Below are 19794 nucleotides of genomic sequence, written 5' to 3'. Positions count from 1 at the left end.
AATTTCTTATGAAAGAAGATTTACTTCATTATATATGGCAATTTAAAAAGTTTGCTGTAAAAGAACTGAAAACCGTGCAGGGGGATTTAGTAGAGATTATTACAGTTGGGCAATACCTGCAGCAACAAGGCCCGGATTTTTTTAATGCTCAAATTAGTATTGGCGGCCAAAAATGGGCCGGAAACGTAGAGATACACATTAATTCGTCTGACTGGTATGTACATCACCATGAAACCGACAAAAATTATGATAGTGTAATACTCCATGTGGTATGGGAGCATGATGTAGAAGTGCTGCGCAGTAATAACTCTGAACTACCCGTGCTGGAGTTAAAGAAGTATGTTGATACAAAACTACTTGAAAGCTATAGCAAACTTGCAGCTTCAAAATCATGGATATATTGTGAGAAAGAGTTGAATAGCCTCAATTCTTTTGTGGTTGATAACTGGAAAGAGCGTTTATTTTTTGAACGCCTTGAGCGTAAGGCAAAACCTGTTTTAGAATTGGCAGATGCCACAAATAATGATTGGGAGGCGGTGTTGTTTTGTTTTTTGGCGCGCAATTTTGGGCTTAATAGCAACGGAGAGGCATTTTTTGCGTTGGCTAAATCAGTTCCGTTTTCTATAATACGTAAAGAAAGCCATAACCCGGAACATATTGAAGCTTTACTCTTTGGCAGGGCTGGTTTATTGGATGGGGATTTTGAGGAGAACTATCCTAAAGCCCTACAGGCACATTATGCTTACCTAAAGCATAAATATACCTTTGATGTGTATCATCCTGTTCCGGTTGAATTTTTCAGGCACCGCCCGGATAATTTCCCAAGCATAAGGCTTTCGCAACTTGCTATGTTATACAATACCGTGCAAAACTTATTTTCAAAAATAATAGCAGCACAAACCCCGGATCAAATATATGATGTTTTTAAAACACAGGTGTCGCCCTATTGGATAAACCATTACCGCTTTGATAAGGTTAGCCCGCCAAAGCGTAAGCCGCTTTCGGTATCTTTTATCAATTTACTGATTATAAATACTATTGTGCCTTTTAAATTTGCTTACGCCAAGAATAGGGGCAAACAAAATCACGAAGAACTTTTAGGGCTTATGCAGGCCCTTGCGCCGGAAAAAAACACTGTTATAGATAAGTTTAGATATTTTAATATGCAGGTTAATTCTGCTTATGACAGCCAGGCACTACTGCAGCTTAAAAAAGAATACTGCGATAACAAACAATGTATGAAATGTGCTTTTGGCCTAGAAATTATTAAGAATTAAGTATATTATTTTTACCTTTGGTTTTCATTATTCTATAATAATAAAACTAGTTTTATATGTCTTTTATTACCAAAATAAGGCATTTTTTTGAGCGTAATGGCTTTGAGGTGGCGCAACGCCTTGCAGACAGGCTTGGTATGCGGGCCACAAATGTACGTTTGTTTTTTATTTACATTAGTTTTGTTACGGCAGGGCTATGGTTTGGGGTATACCTGACTTTAGCATTTTGGCTGAAACTCAAAGATATGATATATACCAAGCGCAGTTCTGTATTTGACCTTTAGCAGCGTATGAAAGCATTCCGGTTTTTTTACCGTTTTACAAAAGGCCAGCAAAAAGGTATTTTAGCGCTGTTTTCTATAATTATTATTTTTCAGGCGGGATATTATGTTATTTCACGAAATACTATTGTAAATCCTGTTTCAGTTCAAGCCGAAGAATGGCTGTCTTTACAGGCAATTATAGATTCACTTAAACAACAAGCGGTTGTTGGTATTGTAGAAGATACTGTAGCGTATACGACAAATAAAGCTGTTGTTTATCCATTCAACCCAAATTATATTACCGATTATAAAGCTTATGTACTGGGGCTTTCTTCAGAAGAATTTGCAAAATTACAGGTTTACAGGGATGAAGGCAAATTTATAGAATCTGCGGAAGATTTTAAGAGGGTTACCGGTGTGCATGATACACTGTTAACTAAAATATCACCGTTTTTTAAATTTCCTGATTGGGTTGAATATAAACACAGGGCGGAAGAAGCCCGCGCGGCTTACGAAAAACTGGTTACACTGCCTATAGATATTAATGAGGCTGTAGAAGAAGACCTGGTATATGTTAATGGCATCGGGCCCGTTTCTGCAAAAAAAATACTGCGCCGAAGGGCACAGCTTGGTGCTTATGTAAGCATGGAGCAGTTGGAAGAGTTTAAATTTTCTGATAATGCTGTTAAAGGCCTTAAAGAACGTTTTGCCATAAAAGGCAGGCCTGATATAAAAAGACTCAATATCAACACGGCAACGGCGGAACAATTAAGCAATTTTCCGTATTTTAATGAAGCTGCTGTTGAGGTTATACTAAAGCGCCGTCTGGATGGTAAAATCACTGATTTTGATGAATTATCAGAAATAAACATTTTTAATGATAAAAAATCAAAAATAATTCGCTTATATTTGGAATATTAAAATTATAAGTATGGATTTTGAATATATGGAGGCCGATAACATTGTAGCGGCTTCAGTTAAAGACTTTGCAGAACAGTATATACGCCCACATATAAACGAGTGGGATGAAAAGCAGCATTTTCCGGTAGATTTATTTAAAAAACTCGGAGAAATGGGTTTTATGGGTGTTTTAGTGCCCGAAGCCTATGGTGGATCGGGTATGGATTATAATGAATATATCAATGTAATTGAAGAAATATCTAAAGTAGACCCTTCTATAGGGTTATCTGTTGCCGCGCATAATTCGCTTTGCACTAACCATATTCTTATGTTTGGTAATGAAGAACAAAAATCACGCTGGCTGCCGGAACTTGCATCCGCAAGATATATTGGTGCTTGGGGTCTTACTGAACATAATACCGGTAGTGATGCTGGAGGTATGAATACAACCGCTGTAAAAGATGGTGACCACTGGATATTAAAAGGGGCTAAAAACTTTATTACACATGCTATATCCGGCAATATTGCCGTAGTAATTGTGCGTACCGGAGATAAGGGAGATTCGCGGGGCATGACTGCTTTTGTTGTAGAAAAAGGTACACCCGGCTTTGCCAGTGGAAAAAAAGAAGACAAGCTGGGTATGCGCGCCAGTGAAACGGCCGAGCTTATATTTACAGATTGCCGCATACCCGATGCCAACCGACTTGGAGAGGTTGGAGAAGGATTTATACAGGCTATGAAGGTATTAGATGGGGGACGCATTAGTATAGGGGCATTATCTCTGGGTATTGCTAAAGGTGCTTATGAGGCGGCGCTAAAATATAGTAAAGAGCGTCATCAGTTTGGGAAAGCTATAAGCAGTTTTCAGGGTATAAGCTTTAAACTTGCCGATATGGCTACAGAAATAGAAGCCAGTGAGCTCTTGCTGCGCAAGGCAGCCTGGTTAAAAAACAATAATAAACCTGTAACTACAATAGGGGCTATGGCAAAAATGTATGCCAGCGAAGCCTGTGTGCGTATTGCTAATGAGGCGGTACAAATTCATGGAGGGTATGGGTATATAAAAGATTACCCAGTAGAGAAGTTTTACCGTGATGCAAAACTGTGTACTATAGGAGAAGGTACTACAGAAATTCAGAAAGTGGTAATATCACGTAATCTATTGAAGGACTAATATTTAAATAGTAAATACAACTTTTAAGCCTTACAGTAACATGTAAGGTTTTTTTTTGATTATTTATTAACACTATAACGATGTAGTAGTTGTTTTGGTTATTGAATGTAAAATTTTTGATATAGTATTTTATAAATTAGATAAAAATCAAACCTTTTAATTATGAAATACTTATTTTACTCAGTAGTTTTAAGTCTTGGGTTTTGCAGCTGTACCACCGATGCAGAAATTCAGGATGAAACACAACCGCAACAACAGGTGCCGGCACAAAGCGGCCCATATAACGCTACGCGTTCGGCAGGGGGCAAAGTAATGATGCAGGCTTTTTATTGGGATTGCCCCGGTGGCGGCACCTGGTGGAATACCATTAAAGGCAAAGCACCCTCTTGGGCATCTGCCGGTATAGATGCAATATGGTTGCCCCCGGCAACAAAAGGCTCCAGCGGGGGCTACTCTATGGGATATGACCCTTTTGATTATTTTGATTTTGGTAATTATAATCAAATGGGTAATACCGAAACCCGTTTTGGCTCTAAAACAGAGTTGCAGAGCCTTATTGCTACAGCGCATAGTAATGACCTTAGTGTTATTGCCGATATTGTGATAAACCATTGTAGTGGCGGGGCTTCAGAATATAACCCGTTTACGGGAGGTAATACCTATACTAACTTCCAGCCGGCTTCGGGTTTATTTAACCGCTCTTATTATGATTTTCATCCAAACGACTACCATAGTAATGATGCCGGTACTTTTGGAGGATACCCGGATATGTGCCATGATAAATTATATGTGCAAAACTGGCTGTATAACAACAGTAATTCCATTGCTAAATACTATAAAAACACTATGGGTTTTGATGGTTGGCGCTTTGATATGGTTAAAGGCTTTGATCCATGGGTGGTAAAAAATTTTAAAAATGCCGTAGGCGGTTTTACAGTTGGGGAGTATTGGGATGGAAACGCTGCTACGCTTGAAAGTTGGGCAAATGGTGCAGAAGCAAGCGCGTTTGATTTTGCCTGCTATTATAAAATGCGCGATGCCCTTGCTAATAACGATCTTACACAGCTTAACGGAGATATGTTGTTAAAGCGCAATGCTTACAGGGCAGTTACCTTTGTAGCCAATCATGATACTGACGAAATTTATAATAACAAATTACTGGCGTATGCTTTTATACTTACCCATGAAGGTTATCCTTGCATATTTTACAGGGATTATGAGGAATGGCTGGATAAAAATAAACTCAACAACCTGATATGGGTGCATAACACCCTGGCAAGTGGCAGTACCACTTACCTTTATGCCGATGCTGATGAGTATGTGGCACGCCGAAACGGCAGCCCGGGCCTTATAGTGTATATAAATAATAGTAACACCTGGCAGGAACGCTGGGTGGATACCAACTGGGCCAACACGGTAATAAAAGATTATACCGGCAGTAGCGGGTGGGAGCCAACCACTCAAAACGATACCTGGGTTAAGGTTGAAGCGCCACCACACGGCTATACAGTATGGTCTGTAAAATAATAAGTTATTGTTTGCAGGGTTTAAAAAATATATCTATGTTTGCACCCCAAACGAAAGGAGGTGTTAGACTATGTTAATTATACCAATTAAAGACGGAGAAAATATTGATAGGGCGCTAAAACGTTACAAACGTAAATTTGACAGGACCGGGACGGTACGTCAGCTTAGGGCACGTCAACAATTTACAAAACCATCAGTAGTCAGAAGGACTGAGATACAGAAAGCGGCTTATATCCAAGGATTAAGAGACGCTGCTGAAAACTAATATATTTCAGTAAATCATATTGAACCGTTAGCAGTAAAAGTATAACTTTGCTGCTAATGGTTTTTTTATGCCTGATACTAAACAATCATACAGCGACTATATGTTGAAAGAGAAAAACTATTCCCTTTTAACCCTGCGTGCTTATACTGATGATGTGGCTGCCTTTGAAAGGTTTATCAAAGAGCGTGATGAAGGGGCTGAACTTTTAGAGGTAAATTACAGCCAGGTGCGTAGCTGGATTGTGCACCTTGTAGAAACAGGGCTTTCTAACAGGTCGGTTAACCGTAAAGTATCTTCGCTTAAATCCTTTTACCGTTTTTTGCTAAAGGTCAGGCAAATTGAAGTAAATCCACTGCAAAAACATAAGGCGCTTAAAACAGAAAAAAAGGTGCAGGTGCCTTTTAGTGAAAAAGAATTACGCGATGTAATTGACTATAATTCTTTTCCGGATGATTTTGAAGGCGTACGCAACAGGCTTATTATAGAACTTTTTTATACTACAGGCATGCGCCGTGCCGAACTTATTAATTTAAAAATGTCAGGTTACCAGGGTAAAACCCTTAAAGTTTTAGGTAAACGTAATAAAGAACGTATTATGCCCTTGCTTGATTGCACTATATTGTTAATAGATAAATACTTACAGTATAGGGCAGCGCTACAACAGCTACACGATGCTGATATGTTAATTTTAGGCAACGGTGGAAAAAAACTTAGCGAAAGCTTTGTGTACAGGTTAATAAATAGTTACTTTAGTGTTATCTCTGTAAAGGTGAAAAAGAGTCCGCATGTGTTGCGGCATACTTTTGCAACACATCTTTTAAATAACGGAGCCGATTTAAATTCAGTAAAGGAATTGCTGGGCCATGCAAGTTTGTCGTCTACCCAGGTTTATACACATAGTAGCCTTGCAGAACTGCAGGCAGTATATAAGGGGGCGCATCCGCGGAGCCAGGGTAATTCCTGAAATGTTCAACCTAAATTATTTTTATTATGAAAGTAAATGTTCATGCAGTCAACTTTGCAGTTGACAGAAAACTTGTTGGCTATGTTCAGGGCAGATTGGATAAGCTTGAAAAGTACTATGACAGGGTGGTTTACTCCGATGTTTTTTTTAAACTGGATAATACCAGTAATAAAGAAAATAAAATTGCAGAAATCAAAATCAATGTACCCGGCGATGAGTTTATTGTGAAAAAGCAGTGCAAAACATTTGAGCAAGCTGTAGAGCTTGCGGCAGATTCAATGGAACGTTTACTTATGAAAAGAAAGCAAAAAATCAGGGCAAGTTCTTAGAAAGAAAAAATTTTCAGGAAAATGTTTTGATTAAAGAATAAAATCTATACATTTGCAGTCCGTTAGAAATAACGGGCTTTTTTGTTGTAAACGCCGGTGTAGCTCAGCTGGCTAGAGCAGCTGATTTGTAATCAGCAGGTCGTGGGTTCGAGTCCCTCTATCGGCTCAAGTGAAGCGTTTTTTTGTAACATACTGAAATTAAGGCGGGGAGATACTCAAGCGGCCAACGAGGGCAGACTGTAAATCTGCTGACTATGTCTTCGCAGGTTCGAATCCTGCTCTCCCCACAAGGTTTCAAGTTGTAGGTTTTGTTTATTGAAATCGGTAATTTGAGGCTGAGAATTCAAAAGCCGGTGTAGCTCAGGGGTAGAGTGCTTCCTTGGTAAGGAAGAGGTCACGGGTTCAAATCCCGTCATTGGCTCAAGTTTTTGAAAAATTTTTGAACACTAATTATATAACTAAGATTAAATTATTAAATCATGGCAAAGGAAACATTTGATCGTTCCAAACCCCACTTGAATATTGGTACTATTGGACACGTTGACCACGGAAAAACTACCCTTACTGCAGCTATTACTAAGGTGTTGGCTGACGCAGGTCTTTCTGAAGCAAGATCATTTGATCAAATTGATAATGCTCCTGAAGAAAAAGAAAGGGGTATTACTATTAATACTTCTCACGTAGAGTATGCTACTGCAAAACGTCACTATGCTCACGTTGACTGTCCTGGTCACGCGGATTATGTGAAGAACATGGTTACCGGTGCTGCCCAGATGGACGGTGCTATACTTGTGGTTGCTGCGACAGACGGTCCTATGCCACAAACACGTGAACACATCCTTCTTGGTCGTCAGGTAGGTGTGCCTCGTATTGTTGTTTTTATGAATAAAGTAGATATGGTTGATGATGCTGAGCTTCTTGAGCTAGTTGAGATGGAAATCCGTGACCTGCTTTCTTTCTATCAGTATGATGGTGATAATGGTCCTGTTATCCAGGGTTCTGCTCTTGGTGCTCTTAACGGTGAGCAAAAATGGGTTGATACTGTAATGCAGCTTATGGATGCAGTTGATGAGTGGATTGAAGAGCCTGTACGTGACAGGGAGAAACCATTCCTTATGCCGATAGAAGACGTATTTACAATTACTGGTCGTGGTACTGTTGCTACAGGCCGTATAGAAACTGGTGTTGCTAACACTGGAGATCCTGTTGAAATTATTGGTATGGGTGCTGATAAGCTTACCTCTACTATTACAGGTGTTGAGATGTTCCGTAAAATCCTTGATAGGGGTGAAGCTGGTGATAACGTAGGTATTCTTCTACGTGGTATAGATAAAGCTGATATCCGTCGTGGTATGGTTATCTGTAAACCAGGTACTGTTAAACCACATGCTAAATTTAAAGCTGAGGTTTACATCCTTAAAAAAGAAGAAGGTGGACGTCACACTCCATTCCACAACAACTACCGTCCTCAGTTCTATGTTCGTACAACTGACGTAACTGGTACAATTTCTCTACCTTCAGGTGTTGAGATGGTTATGCCTGGTGATAACCTTACTATTGAGGTTGAACTACATAGCCCGATTGCACTTAGCGTTGGTCTTCGTTTCGCTATCCGCGAAGGTGGCCGTACAGTTGGTGCTGGTCAGGTAACTGAAATATTAGACTAATTTTTTATAAGATAAAAAGCCAGCCGGGCATGCTATGTATGTCTGCTGGCTTTTAAATAAACGGGTGTAGTTCAAGGGTAGAATAGCGGTCTCCAAAACCGTTGATGGGAGTTCGAATCTCTCCACCCGTGCAAAAAAGAGAAATACAATGGCAAAGATTACCAATTACGTATCGGATGCTTTTACAGAACTAAAAGAAAATGTTACCTGGCCAGAGTGGGCCGAGGTGCAGCGCCTTACTATTATAGTGGCGGTGTTCTCTATACTATTTGCTCTCATAACTTTTGGTGTAGACAGAGGCTTTGAGGTAATTGTTGCCAGGATATACAGTACTTTGTTAAACAGTTAATTTTATTTGAAATGACAGACAACAATGTCAAAAAATGGTATGTGGTCAGGGCGGTAAGCGGTCAGGAAAATAAAGTTAAAAACTACATTGAAACTGAAATCGGCAGGCTTGGCATGTCAGATTATATATCGCAGGTGCTTGTGCCTACTGAAAAAGTAGTACAGGTACGCGATGGAAAAAAAATAAGCAAGGATAAAGTTTATTTTCCCGGTTATGTAATGATAGAAGCTAATTTAACCGGTGAAGTTCCGCATATTATAAAATCTATAACGGGTGTTATAGGTTTTTTAGGTGAAACTAAAGGTGGAGATCCTGTGCCTTTGCGTCAAAGCGAGGTAAACCGTATGCTGGGTAAAGTAGATGAACTTTCGGTTAAAACTGATAATGTTTCTATACCTTTTAACCTTGGCGAAACTGTAAAAGTTATAGACGGGCCTTTTAATGGCTTTAACGGTACAGTAGAAAAAGTTAATGAAGAAAAGCGTAAGCTGGAGGTAATGGTGAAAATTTTTGGAAGAAAAACACCGCTTGAACTCAGTTTTATGCAGGTTGAAAAAGTATAATTTTTGTTACACTTATTATAAAAATCACATCCTCGCTTCCAATTGGAGAATGTGCTAATCTTTTAAAGAAATGGCTAAAGAAATTAGTAAAGTAGTTAAACTACAAGTTAAGGGAGGTGCTGCGAATCCGTCGCCACCGGTTGGACCTGCTTTGGGAGCTGCTGGGGTTAACATTATGGAGTTCTGTAAGCAATTTAATGCCAGAACCCAAGATAAACCCGGCAAAGTTTTACCGGTACAAATTACCGTGTACAAAGACAAGTCTTTCGATTTTGTTGTTAAAACGCCGCCTGCTGCTGTTCAATTACTGGAGGCTGCTAAGCTTAAGGGAGGCTCTGGAGAGCCAAACCGTAAGAAAGTAGCAAGTGTTACCTGGGATCAGATCAAGGCTATAGCCGAAGATAAAATGGCTGACCTGAATGCTTTTACGCCTGAAAAGGCTATGAGTATGGTAGCAGGTACTGCACGATCTATGGGTATAACTGTATCAGGAGACGCTCCTTTTTAATTGTAAAAAGACAAGGAAATGGCAAAATTGACAAAGAAACAAAAAGAAGCTGCTTCTAAAATTGAAAAGAATAAACTGTATAGTCTGAAAGATGCTTCAGAGCTATTAAAAACAGTTGCTTCTGCTAAATTTGACGAATCAGTAGATATTGCAGTGCGCCTGGGTGTAGATCCAAGGAAAGCAAACCAGATGGTAAGGGGTGTGGTAACACTACCTCACGGTACAGGTAAAGATGTAAAAGTGCTTGCACTTGTTACTCCTGATAAAGAGGCTGATGCTAAAGCTGCAGGTGCAGACTATGTAGGCTTAGATGAATACCTTCAAAAAATTAAAGATGGCTGGACAGATGTTGATGTAATTATCACTATGCCTGCTGTTATGGGTAAGCTTGGCCCTCTTGGTAGGATATTAGGTCCCCGTGGCCTTATGCCAAACCCTAAAACCGGTACAGTAACTATGGATGTGGCTAAAGCCGTTCAGGAAGTTAAAGCCGGTAAAATAGATTTTAAAGTTGATAAAACGGGTATCGTTCATGCAGGTATAGGAAAAGTATCTTTTGATGCTGATAAGATAGCAGAGAACGCTCACGAAATTATCCAAACATTAATTAAAATGAAACCAGTTGCGGCAAAAGGTACTTATATAAAAGGTATTCACCTATCAAGCACCATGAGCCCTGCTATTGCTTTAGACCCTAAAGCGGTATAATTGGTAGTTAAAAATTTTTTATTATGACTAAGGAAGAAAAATCAAGGGTTATTGAAGATTTAGCTGCACAGTTAGCCGGTACAAATGTTGTTTATGTAACAGATATTTCGGGACTTAATGCAGAAAGTACTTCTAACTTAAGAAGGGCTTGCTTTAAAGCGGGCATCAAACTTGAGGTTGTAAAAAACACACTGCTTGAAAAAGCAATGAATGGTGTTGAAAACAACTATGGTGAGTTACCTTCTATATTAAAAGGAAGTACTTCTATAATGATTTCAGAAAACGGTAATGCCCCTGCAAAAATTATACAGGAGTTCCGTAAAAAATCTGATAAACCTGTACTTAAAGGAGCTTACATCCACGAAGCAGTATTTATTGGAGATAACCAGATTGAGGCACTTGTTGCCCTTAAATCTAAAGATGAAGTTATTGGCGATATCATCGGCTTACTTCAGTCTCCTGCCAAAAATGTTGTTTCTGCCCTTAAATCAGGTGGTGGCAAAATTGCTGGTATCATTAAAACATTATCCGAGAGAGAAGGATAATCATTGCGCGTACGCACTAAATAAATTATATATTACAAACTTGTTAAAACGATAGAAAAAATGGCAGATTTGAAACAATTCGCAGAACAACTTGTTAACTTAACAGTAAAAGAAGTTAATGAACTTGCAACAATATTAAAAGAGGAGTATGGCATTGAGCCTGCAGCTGCAGCTGTTGCTGTTGCTGGTCCTGCTGCCGGTGGTGGTGCTGGTGAGGCTGCTGCTGAGCAAACTGAATTCACTGTAGTACTTAAAGAAGCTGGTGCTTCTAAACTTGCAGTAGTTAAAGCCGTTAAAGAACTTACAGGTCTTGGACTTAAAGAAGCTAAAGATCTAGTTGACGGTGCTCCTGCCAATGTTAAGGAAGGCGTTTCTAAAGATGAGGCTGAAGGTCTTAAAAAATCTTTAGAAGAAGCCGGTGCTACTGTTGAGCTTAAGTAAGCTCCTTCCGGTTAAAAAAACCAGGTTTAGGCCTTGAGAAGTACTCTCAAAGGCCTAAACCATTTTTCGTATAATAACATTTGTACGTTCCTTTTTACATTTTTTTAATCAAAATTTTGTCCATTGATGATAACAAATCAGACTGAAAGATTAAATTTTGCCTCAACAAAAAACATCCCGAGCTACCCGGATTTCCTGGATATACAGGTAAAATCTTTTAGGGATTTCTTCCAGCTCGAAACCAAATCGGATGAAAGAGGCAACGAAGGTCTTTATAACACCTTCATGGAAAACTTTCCGATTACTGATACCCGCAATCAGTTTGTATTGGAGTTCCTTGATTACTTTGTTGACCCACCACGATATACAATTGAAGAGTGTATTGACAGGGGGCTTACTTACAGCGTACCTTTAAAAGCCAGGTTGAAGCTGTATTGTACTGACCCCGAGCATGAAGATTTTGAAACAATTGTGCAGGATGTTTACCTGGGAACCATCCCATACATGACACCAAGTGGTACTTTTGTTATCAATGGGGCAGAGCGTGTGGTTGTATCACAGCTTCACAGGTCGCCCGGTGTTTTCTTTGGCCAGTCGTTCCACGCTAACGGAACCAAACTGTATTCGGCCAGGGTTATTCCATTCAAAGGTTCATGGATTGAGTTTGCTACTGACATTAACAGTGTTATGTATGCTTATATAGACAGGAAGAAAAAACTTCCTGTAACTACGCTTTTCCGTGCTATTGGTTATGAAAGAGATAAAGACATCCTTGAAATATTTGACCTTGCCGAAGAAATAAAGGTTTCTAAAACCGGACTTAAAAAATATATTGGCAGAAGGCTTGCTGCACGTGTGCTAAACACATGGCATGAAGATTTTGTTGATGAGGATACAGGAGAAGTAGTATCAATAGAGCGTAATGAAATTATATTAGACAGGGATACCATTATTGATAAAGACAATGTGGAGGAAATTCTTGATGCTAATGTAAAAACTATATTATTGCACAAAGAGGATAATAACCAGGCAGATTATGCCATTATCCACAATACGCTGCAAAAAGATCCTACCAACTCTGAAAAAGAAGCCGTAGAACATATTTACCGCCAGTTGCGTAATGCCGAACCGCCAGATGAGGAAACCGCACGTGGTATTATAGATAAACTGTTCTTCTCAGACCAGCGTTACAACCTTGGAGATGTTGGACGTTACAGAATGAACAAAAAACTTGGCCTTGATATTGCTATGGAAAAGCAGGTGCTTACCAAAGAAGATATCATTACCATAGTTAAATATTTAATTGAGCTTATTAACTCTAAAGCAGAGATTGATGATATTGACCACCTTTCTAACCGTAGGGTAAGAACTGTGGGCGAGCAACTTTCTGCGCAATTTGGTGTAGGGCTTGCCCGTATGGCACGTACCATCCGTGAGCGTATGAATGTAAGGGATAACGAGGTGTTTACCCCGATTGACCTTATTAATGCTAAAACATTATCATCGGTTATTAATTCATTCTTTGGTACCAACCAGCTTTCACAGTTTATGGACCAAACGAACCCGCTTGCAGAGATTACACATAAAAGGAGGCTATCAGCATTAGGACCAGGTGGTCTTTCAAGGGAGCGTGCAGGTTTCGAGGTTCGAGACGTTCACTATACCCACTACGGGCGCCTTTGCCCGATTGAAACGCCTGAAGGGCCAAACATTGGTCTTATTTCTTCTCTTGGTGTATATGCCAAAGTAAACGGTATGGGCTTTATTGAAACCCCTTACCGGAAAGTAACCAATGGTAAAGTAGATTTAGAGAGTACCCCTATTTACCTTAGCGCAGAAGAAGAAGAAGGTAAGATGATTGCCCAGGCAAATATTGCTATGGATGATGACGGTACTATTACGGCAGACAGGGTTATTGCCCGTGAGGAAGGCGACTTCCCAGTGGTAGAGCCTTCTGTGGTAGATTATACAGACGTTGCACCTAACCAGATTGCTTCTATCTCGGCTTCACTTATCCCGTTCCTTGAACATGATGATGCGAACCGTGCGCTGATGGGAAGTAACATGATGCGCCAGGCCGTACCATTGTTACGTCCTGAAGCACCAATTGTAGGTACTGGTCTTGAGCGTCAGGTAGCGTCAGACTCTCGTGTGCTTATTAATGCCGAAGGGCATGGTACCGTTGAGTATGTAGATGCTAATAAAATTACTATAAAGTATGACAGGACTGACCGTGAAAGGACAGTAAGTTTTGACCCGGACGAGAAAACATACCAGCTTATCAAGTTTCGTAAAACCAACCAGAGCACCAGCATTAACCTTAAGCCTATTGTACGCAAAGGCGACAGGGTGCAACCGGGCCAGGTACTTTGTGAAGGTTATGCTACACAAAATGGTGAACTTGCTCTGGGTCGTAACCTTTTAGTGGCATTTATGCCATGGAAAGGGTATAACTTTGAGGATGCAATTGTTATCTCAGAAAAAGTGGTGCGCGATGATATCTTCACCTCTATACATATAGATGACTATTCGCTTGAAGTAAGGGATACTAAACTGGGTAATGAGGAACTTACCAACGATATACCAAACGTATCTGAAGAAGCTACAAGAGAGCTTGATGAAAACGGTATGATTCGTATTGGTGCCGAGGTTAAACCCGGCGATATCCTTATCGGTAAAATTACTCCTAAAGGAGAAAGTGACCCAACTCCGGAAGAAAAACTGCTTCGCGCCATATTTGGTGACAAGGCAGGTGATGTTAAAGATGCTTCATTAAAAGCATCTCCATCGCTAAACGGTGTGGTTCTTGATAAAAAACTTTTTGCGCGTGCTGTGAAAGATAAGCGTAAGCGTACTAAAGATAAAGATGATTTGAGCAAGCTTGAACTTGAGTTTGAAGTGAAATTTAACGAGCTTAAAGAAAAGCTTATTGATAAGCTGTTCAACATCATTAACGGAAAAACATCTCAGGGTGTTATGAATGACCTGGGTGAGGAAGTATTGCCCAAAGGCAAGAAATATACCCAGAAAATGTTATATGCAGTTGAGGATTTTGCACACCTTACCAAAGGGCAGTGGACTACAGATGATGAGACCAATGCTATGGTGAATGACCTTATCCACAACTATAAAATTAAGCTTAATGACCTGCAGGGGGCGCTAAGGAGAGAGAAATTCACCATTACGGTGGGTGATGAACTACCAAGCGGTATTCTTAAACTTGCCAAAGTTTACATTGCTAAAAAACGTAAACTAAAAGTGGGTGATAAAATGGCAGGACGCCACGGTAACAAAGGTATTGTTGCCAGGATTGTACGCCAGGAGGATATGCCGTTCTTAGAAGACGGAACGCCTGTTGACATTGTGCTTAACCCGCTGGGTGTACCTTCTCGTATGAACATTGGGCAGATATATGAAACCGTGCTTGGATGGGCAGGTATGAATTTAGGCAAGAAATTTGCAACACCTATTTTTGATGGTGCAAGCCTTGATTCTATCAACAGCCTTACAGATGAAGCAGGCATACCGCGTTTTGGCCATACATACCTGTATGATGGTGGTACGGGAGACCGTTTTCACCAGCCGGCAACCGTTGGTGTTATTTACATGCTTAAACTGGGCCACATGGTTGATGATAAAATGCACGCACGTTCTATCGGTCCGTACTCACTTATTACGCAACAGCCTCTTGGAGGTAAGGCACAGTTTGGTGGCCAGCGTTTTGGTGAAATGGAGGTGTGGGCGCTTGAAGCCTACGGTGCATCAAGCACACTTAGGGAAATACTGACTGTTAAATCGGATGACGTAATAGGAAGGGCTAAAACTTATGAAGCGATTGTTAAAGGTGAAACCATGCCAGAACCTGGCCTGCCGGAATCTTTCAACGTATTAATGCATGAGCTTAAAGGCCTTGGCCTTGACATCAGGTTAGAAGAATAAATTTTTTCTGTGGGAATGGCGTTTTTCGCCATTCCCTTCTATACTTTTCAATAAATTGGTAGATTATATATCATGACGAGATTAAAAGATAAAAATACCGTAAAAAGATTCAACAAGATTTCTATAGGGCTTGCATCGCCCGAGGCTATCCTGGCAGAATCAAGAGGTGAGGTGTTAAAGCCTGAAACCATTAACTATCGTACTCACAAACCAGAAAGGGACGGCCTTTTTTGCGAGCGTATTTTTGGTCCTGTAAAGGATTTTGAATGTGCCTGCGGTAAATATAAAAGGATTAGGTATAAAGGAATTGTTTGTGACCGATGCGGTGTTGAAGTTACTGAAAAGAAAGTACGCCGTGACAGGGTGGGCCACATTAACCTTGTGGTGCCCATTGCCCATATATGGTATTTCCGCTCACTACCAAACAAAATAGGTTACCTGCTTGGACTTCCTTCTAAAAAGCTGGACATGATCATATACTATGAAAGGTATGTGGTTATACAGCCAGGTATTGCCAAAGGCCCTGATGGAGAAGCGTTAAAAGAACTTGATTTTCTTACTGAAGAGGAATATATAAACATTGCAGACAGCCTGCCAATGGAAAACCAGTATCTTGATGATACTGATCCTAATAAATTTATCGCCAAAATGGGTGCTGAATGTATTATGGACTTATTGGCCAGAACTGATCTTGATGCGCTTTCGTATAAACTGCGTCACAGTGCTAACACTGAAACCTCCAAACAACGTAAAACTGAAGCTCTTAAAAGGCTGCAGGTTGTAGAGTCGTTCCGTGAAAGCAATATTGGTAAAGAAAACAGGCCGGAATGGATGATACTTAAAGTAATTCCTGTTATTCCGCCAGAACTTCGCCCATTGGTGCCGCTTGATGGTGGACGTTTTGCCACGTCTGACCTTAATGACCTTTACAGGAGGGTTATAATCCGTAATAACCGCCTTAAAAGGCTTATGGAGATTAAAGCTCCGGAGGTTATCCTTCGTAACGAAAAGCGTATGCTACAGGAATCTGTAGATTCACTTTTTGATAATACAAGGAAAGCTTCTGCTGTTAAAACAGAAAGCAACAGGCCGCTTAAATCACTTTCAGATTCATTAAAAGGTAAACAAGGACGTTTCCGTCAGAACTTACTTGGTAAACGTGTTGACTACTCGGCGCGTTCGGTAATTGTTGTTGGGCCAGAAATGAAATTGTTTGAATGCGGTTTGCCAAAAGATATGGCTGCCGAACTGTACAAACCGTTTGTTATCCGTAAGCTTATAGAACGCGGAATCGTTAAAACGGTAAAATCGGCTAAAAAGATAATTGATAAAAAAGAGCCTGTAGTTTGGGATATTCTTGAAAATGTAATTAAAGGACACCCGGTATTACTAAACAGGGCCCCAACCCTTCACAGGCTGGGTATACAGGCATTTCAGCCAAAACTTATTGAAGGTAAAGCAATTCAGTTACACCCATTAGTGTGTACGGCGTTTAATGCCGACTTTGATGGTGACCAGATGGCAGTACACCTTCCGCTTGGGCCAGAGGCTATATTAGAGGCACAGCTTTTAATGCTTGCTTCTCACAATATACTTAACCCGGCAAACGGTGCGCCTATTACCGTACCTTCTCAGGACATGGTACTTGGGCTTTATTATATGACAAAAGAGCGCCTTTCTACCGACACGCTTAAAATTCCAGGCGAAGGCCTTACATTTTATTCGGCAGAAGAAGTTAATATTGCTATTAATGAGAACAAGCTGCACCTTAATGCCCGCGTTAAAATACGTGCTAAAGACTTTAATGAAAACGGAGAGCTGGTTTGGAAAATAATTCAGACAACAGCCGGTAGGGTATTATTTAATGAAGTTGTGCCGGAAAAGGCAGGATATATTAATGAAGTACTAACCAAAAAGTCGTTAAGAGACATTATAGGCAGGATATTAGGCGCTACAGATGTGCCTACTACTGCCGCTTTTCTTGACGGTATAAAAGATATGGGGTACCGCTTTGCATTCCGCGGTGGTCTTTCCTTCAGCCTTGGGGATATTATTATCCCTGAAAGGAAGCAGGAACTTATTGCCGATGCTAACGAACAGGTTGAAGGTATTACCATGAACTATAACATGGGGCTTATTACCAACAACGAGCGTTACAACCAGGTAATTGACGTGTGGACCTCTACCAACGCATTGCTTACAGAGCTTGCCATGAAAAACATCCGCGAAGACCAACAGGGCTTTAACTCGGTGTTTATGATGCTTGACTCCGGAGCGAGGGGTAGTAAAGAGCAGATCCGTCAGCTTACCGGTATGCGTGGTTTGATGGCTAAGCCTAAAAAATCAACTGCAGGTGGCGGTGAGATTATTGAGAACCCGATTCTTTCTAACTTTAAAGAAGGCCTTTCGATTCTTGAATACTTTATCTCTACCCACGGTGCACGTAAAGGTCTTGCGGATACAGCCCTTAAAACGGCCGATGCCGGTTACCTTACCAGGAGGCTTCATGATGTTTCTCAGGATGTAATTGTAAACTCTGTGGACTGTGGTACACTTAGGGGTATTGAGGTTACAGCGCTTAAAAAGAATGAGGAGATTGTTGAAAGCCTTGGAGAAAGAATTTTGGGCCGTGTAACGCTTCAGGATGTTATTAACCCGCTTACCAATACCGTAATTGTAGCTGCCGGAGAACAAATAACCGAGGCCGAGGTAAAAGCTATTAACGCTGCCCCTATAGAGAGTGTAGAAGTACGTTCGCCATTAACTTGTGAGGCTAAAAAAGGTATATGTGCCAAATGTTACGGACGTAACCTTGCTACCGGTAAAATGACCCAAAAAGGTGAGGCAGTAGGTGTAATTGCTGCACAGTCTATTGGTGAGCCTGGTACACAGCTTACATTGCGTACCTTCCACGTGGGTGGTACTGCAGGTAACATTTCTGAAGAGTCAAGCATTGTTACCAAGTTTAAAGGAAGGCTTGAGATAGAAGACCTTAAAACGGTTAAAGGTGAAGATAACGATGGCAACTCTGTTGATATTGTTATATCACGTTCTACCGAACTTAAACTTGTAGATGAAAATACAGGTATTGTACTTAATACACACAACATACCTTACGGTTCAAGTTTTTACGTAAAAGATGGGCAGGTTGTAGACCAGGGCACAGTTATATGTAAATGGGACCCGTATAATGGTGTAATTATCTCTGAGTTTACCGGTAAGATAGCTTATGAAGATATTGAACAGGGACAGAGCTTTATTGTAGAAATTGACGAACAGACAGGTTTCCAGGAAAAAGTAATTTCTGAATCAAGAAATAAAAAACTTATTCCAACCCTGTTAATATATGGTAGTGACGGAGAGCTTATCCGTTCTTATAACCTGCCGGTGGGTGCACACCTTATGGTTGATAACGGTGAGAAAATTAAGTCAGGTAAAGTACTGGTTAAAATACCAAGACGTTCATCTAAAGCAGGTGATATTACCGGTGGTTTACCAAGGATTACCGAACTTCTTGAAGCACGTAACCCAAGTAACCCTGCCGTAGTTTCTGAAATTGACGGTGTGGTATCATTCGGTAAAATTAAGAGGGGTAACCGCGAGATTATTATCGAATCTAAATTTGGTGAAATTAAGAAGTATCTTGTAAAACTTTCTAACCAGATATTAGTTCAGGAAAATGATTATGTAAAAGCAGGTTTACCGCTTTCTGATGGTGCTATTACTCCAGAGGATATTTTGAGGATACAAGGGCCAAGCGCTGTACAGCAGTACCTTGTAAACGAAATTCAGGAGGTATACCGTCTTCAGGGTGTGAAGATTAATGATAAGCACTTTGAAGTTGTTATCCGCCAGATGATGCGTAAGGTACAAATTCAGGATCCGGGTGATACCCTGTTCCTTGAAGGCCAGCTTGCACATACCTCAGACTTTATTGAGGAAAATGACAAACTATATGGTATGAAGGTGGTTGAAGATGAAGGAGATTCTGCAAACCTTAAAGCGGGCCAGATTATTACGCCACGCCAGTTAAGGGATGAAAACTCTATACTGAAACGTAATGACCAAAACCCAGTAGTAGCAAGAGATGTAGTTCCGGCAACGGCTACACCTATACTTCAGGGTATTACCAGGGCTTCACTTCAAACTAAGTCGTTCATTTCGGCAGCATCATTCCAAGAAACTACAAAAGTACTTAATGAAGCCGCTGTAGCCGGTAAAGTAGATACACTTGAAGGTCTTAAAGAAAATGTTATTGTAGGTCACCGTATTCCGGCTGGTACTGGTATGAGGGATTATGATGACATACTTGTAGGCTCTAAAGATGAGTATAATGAATTATTAACACCTGAAAGGGAATATAATTATTAATAGT

Annotated in this window: 17 protein-coding genes and 4 tRNA genes; all 21 read left to right on the top strand. The window is 40.4% G+C overall.

Translation table 11 applies throughout. The features are described 5' to 3' along the window. Nucleotides 1-8 precede the first annotated feature (8 nt). On the top strand, nucleotides 9-1277 hold the full coding sequence (locus ABS766_RS00245; RefSeq protein WP_408083060.1) for a DUF2851 family protein: 1269 nt from the start codon (nucleotides 9-11) through the stop codon (nucleotides 1275-1277). Nucleotides 1278-1333: 56 nt separating this feature from the next. Next, nucleotides 1334-1561, top strand: a complete 228-nt coding sequence (locus ABS766_RS00240; protein WP_408083059.1) for a PspC domain-containing protein — start codon at nucleotides 1334-1336, stop codon at nucleotides 1559-1561. A gap of 6 nt (nucleotides 1562-1567) precedes the next feature. Further along, nucleotides 1568-2461: a helix-hairpin-helix domain-containing protein gene (locus ABS766_RS00235; protein ID WP_408083058.1), complete on the top strand. Its 894-nt coding sequence runs from the start codon at nucleotides 1568-1570 to the stop codon at nucleotides 2459-2461. Nucleotides 2462-2471: 10 nt separating this feature from the next. Further along, nucleotides 2472-3614 carry an acyl-CoA dehydrogenase family protein gene (locus ABS766_RS00230; protein ID WP_408083057.1) on the top strand — a complete coding sequence of 381 codons (1143 nt, stop codon included), beginning with the start codon at nucleotides 2472-2474 and terminating at the stop codon, nucleotides 3612-3614. A 162-nt stretch (nucleotides 3615-3776) separates the two neighbouring features. Further along, nucleotides 3777-5141 (top strand): alpha-amylase, encoded by a 1365-nt coding sequence (locus ABS766_RS00225; protein WP_408083056.1) that lies wholly within the window; start codon nucleotides 3777-3779, stop codon nucleotides 5139-5141. Nucleotides 5142-5211: 70 nt separating this feature from the next. Beyond that, nucleotides 5212-5406, top strand: coding sequence for a 30S ribosomal protein S21 (gene rpsU / locus ABS766_RS00220; protein ID WP_408083055.1), 195 nt, complete (start codon nucleotides 5212-5214; stop codon nucleotides 5404-5406). A gap of 67 nt (nucleotides 5407-5473) precedes the next feature. Next, a complete protein-coding gene (locus tag ABS766_RS00215) occupies nucleotides 5474-6370 on the top strand; it encodes a tyrosine-type recombinase/integrase (RefSeq protein WP_408083054.1) in 897 nt (298 codons plus the stop codon). 26 nt (nucleotides 6371-6396) lie between these two features. Further along, nucleotides 6397-6699: a ribosome hibernation-promoting factor, HPF/YfiA family gene (hpf, locus tag ABS766_RS00210; RefSeq protein ID WP_408083053.1), complete on the top strand. Its 303-nt coding sequence runs from the start codon at nucleotides 6397-6399 to the stop codon at nucleotides 6697-6699. 92 nt (nucleotides 6700-6791) lie between these two features. Then, nucleotides 6792-6865, top strand: a tRNA-Thr gene (locus tag ABS766_RS00205). A gap of 39 nt (nucleotides 6866-6904) precedes the next feature. Continuing rightward, nucleotides 6905-6986: transfer RNA gene (locus tag ABS766_RS00200), tRNA-Tyr, on the top strand. Nucleotides 6987-7048: 62 nt separating this feature from the next. Beyond that, a tRNA-Thr gene (locus ABS766_RS00195) sits at nucleotides 7049-7120 on the top strand. Nucleotides 7121-7178: 58 nt separating this feature from the next. Further along, entirely contained in the window at nucleotides 7179-8366 is a 1188-nt protein-coding gene (tuf, locus tag ABS766_RS00190; RefSeq protein ID WP_408083052.1) for an elongation factor Tu, read from the top strand. A gap of 60 nt (nucleotides 8367-8426) precedes the next feature. Further along, a tRNA-Trp gene (locus ABS766_RS00185) sits at nucleotides 8427-8497 on the top strand. 17 nt (nucleotides 8498-8514) lie between these two features. Then, nucleotides 8515-8715: a preprotein translocase subunit SecE gene (gene secE / locus ABS766_RS00180; protein WP_408083051.1), complete on the top strand. Its 201-nt coding sequence runs from the start codon at nucleotides 8515-8517 to the stop codon at nucleotides 8713-8715. A gap of 11 nt (nucleotides 8716-8726) precedes the next feature. After that, nucleotides 8727-9278 (top strand): transcription termination/antitermination protein NusG, encoded by a 552-nt coding sequence (gene nusG, locus ABS766_RS00175; RefSeq protein WP_408083050.1) that lies wholly within the window; start codon nucleotides 8727-8729, stop codon nucleotides 9276-9278. Between the two features lie 70 nt (nucleotides 9279-9348). Then, entirely contained in the window at nucleotides 9349-9786 is a 438-nt protein-coding gene (gene rplK, locus ABS766_RS00170; protein WP_408083049.1) for a 50S ribosomal protein L11, read from the top strand. 18 nt (nucleotides 9787-9804) lie between these two features. Further along, on the top strand, nucleotides 9805-10494 hold the full coding sequence (gene rplA, locus ABS766_RS00165; protein WP_408083048.1) for a 50S ribosomal protein L1: 690 nt from the start codon (nucleotides 9805-9807) through the stop codon (nucleotides 10492-10494). A gap of 23 nt (nucleotides 10495-10517) precedes the next feature. After that, nucleotides 10518-11039: a 50S ribosomal protein L10 gene (gene rplJ / locus ABS766_RS00160; RefSeq protein ID WP_408083047.1), complete on the top strand. Its 522-nt coding sequence runs from the start codon at nucleotides 10518-10520 to the stop codon at nucleotides 11037-11039. Between the two features lie 60 nt (nucleotides 11040-11099). Then, on the top strand, nucleotides 11100-11480 hold the full coding sequence (gene rplL / locus ABS766_RS00155; protein WP_408083045.1) for a 50S ribosomal protein L7/L12: 381 nt from the start codon (nucleotides 11100-11102) through the stop codon (nucleotides 11478-11480). A 126-nt stretch (nucleotides 11481-11606) separates the two neighbouring features. Beyond that, nucleotides 11607-15419 (top strand): DNA-directed RNA polymerase subunit beta, encoded by a 3813-nt coding sequence (gene rpoB, locus ABS766_RS00150; protein WP_408083044.1) that lies wholly within the window; start codon nucleotides 11607-11609, stop codon nucleotides 15417-15419. A gap of 72 nt (nucleotides 15420-15491) precedes the next feature. Next, nucleotides 15492-19790 (top strand): DNA-directed RNA polymerase subunit beta', encoded by a 4299-nt coding sequence (gene rpoC / locus ABS766_RS00145; protein ID WP_408083042.1) that lies wholly within the window; start codon nucleotides 15492-15494, stop codon nucleotides 19788-19790. Nucleotides 19791-19794 lie beyond the last annotated feature (4 nt).

Source organism: Flavobacterium rhizosphaerae, from assembly GCF_046000445.1.
Taxonomy (GTDB): domain Bacteria; phylum Bacteroidota; class Bacteroidia; order Flavobacteriales; family Flavobacteriaceae; genus Flavobacterium; species Flavobacterium rhizosphaerae.
Note: the sequence above shows the minus strand (reverse complement) of the source record. Positions and strands in the feature narration are given on the sequence as shown.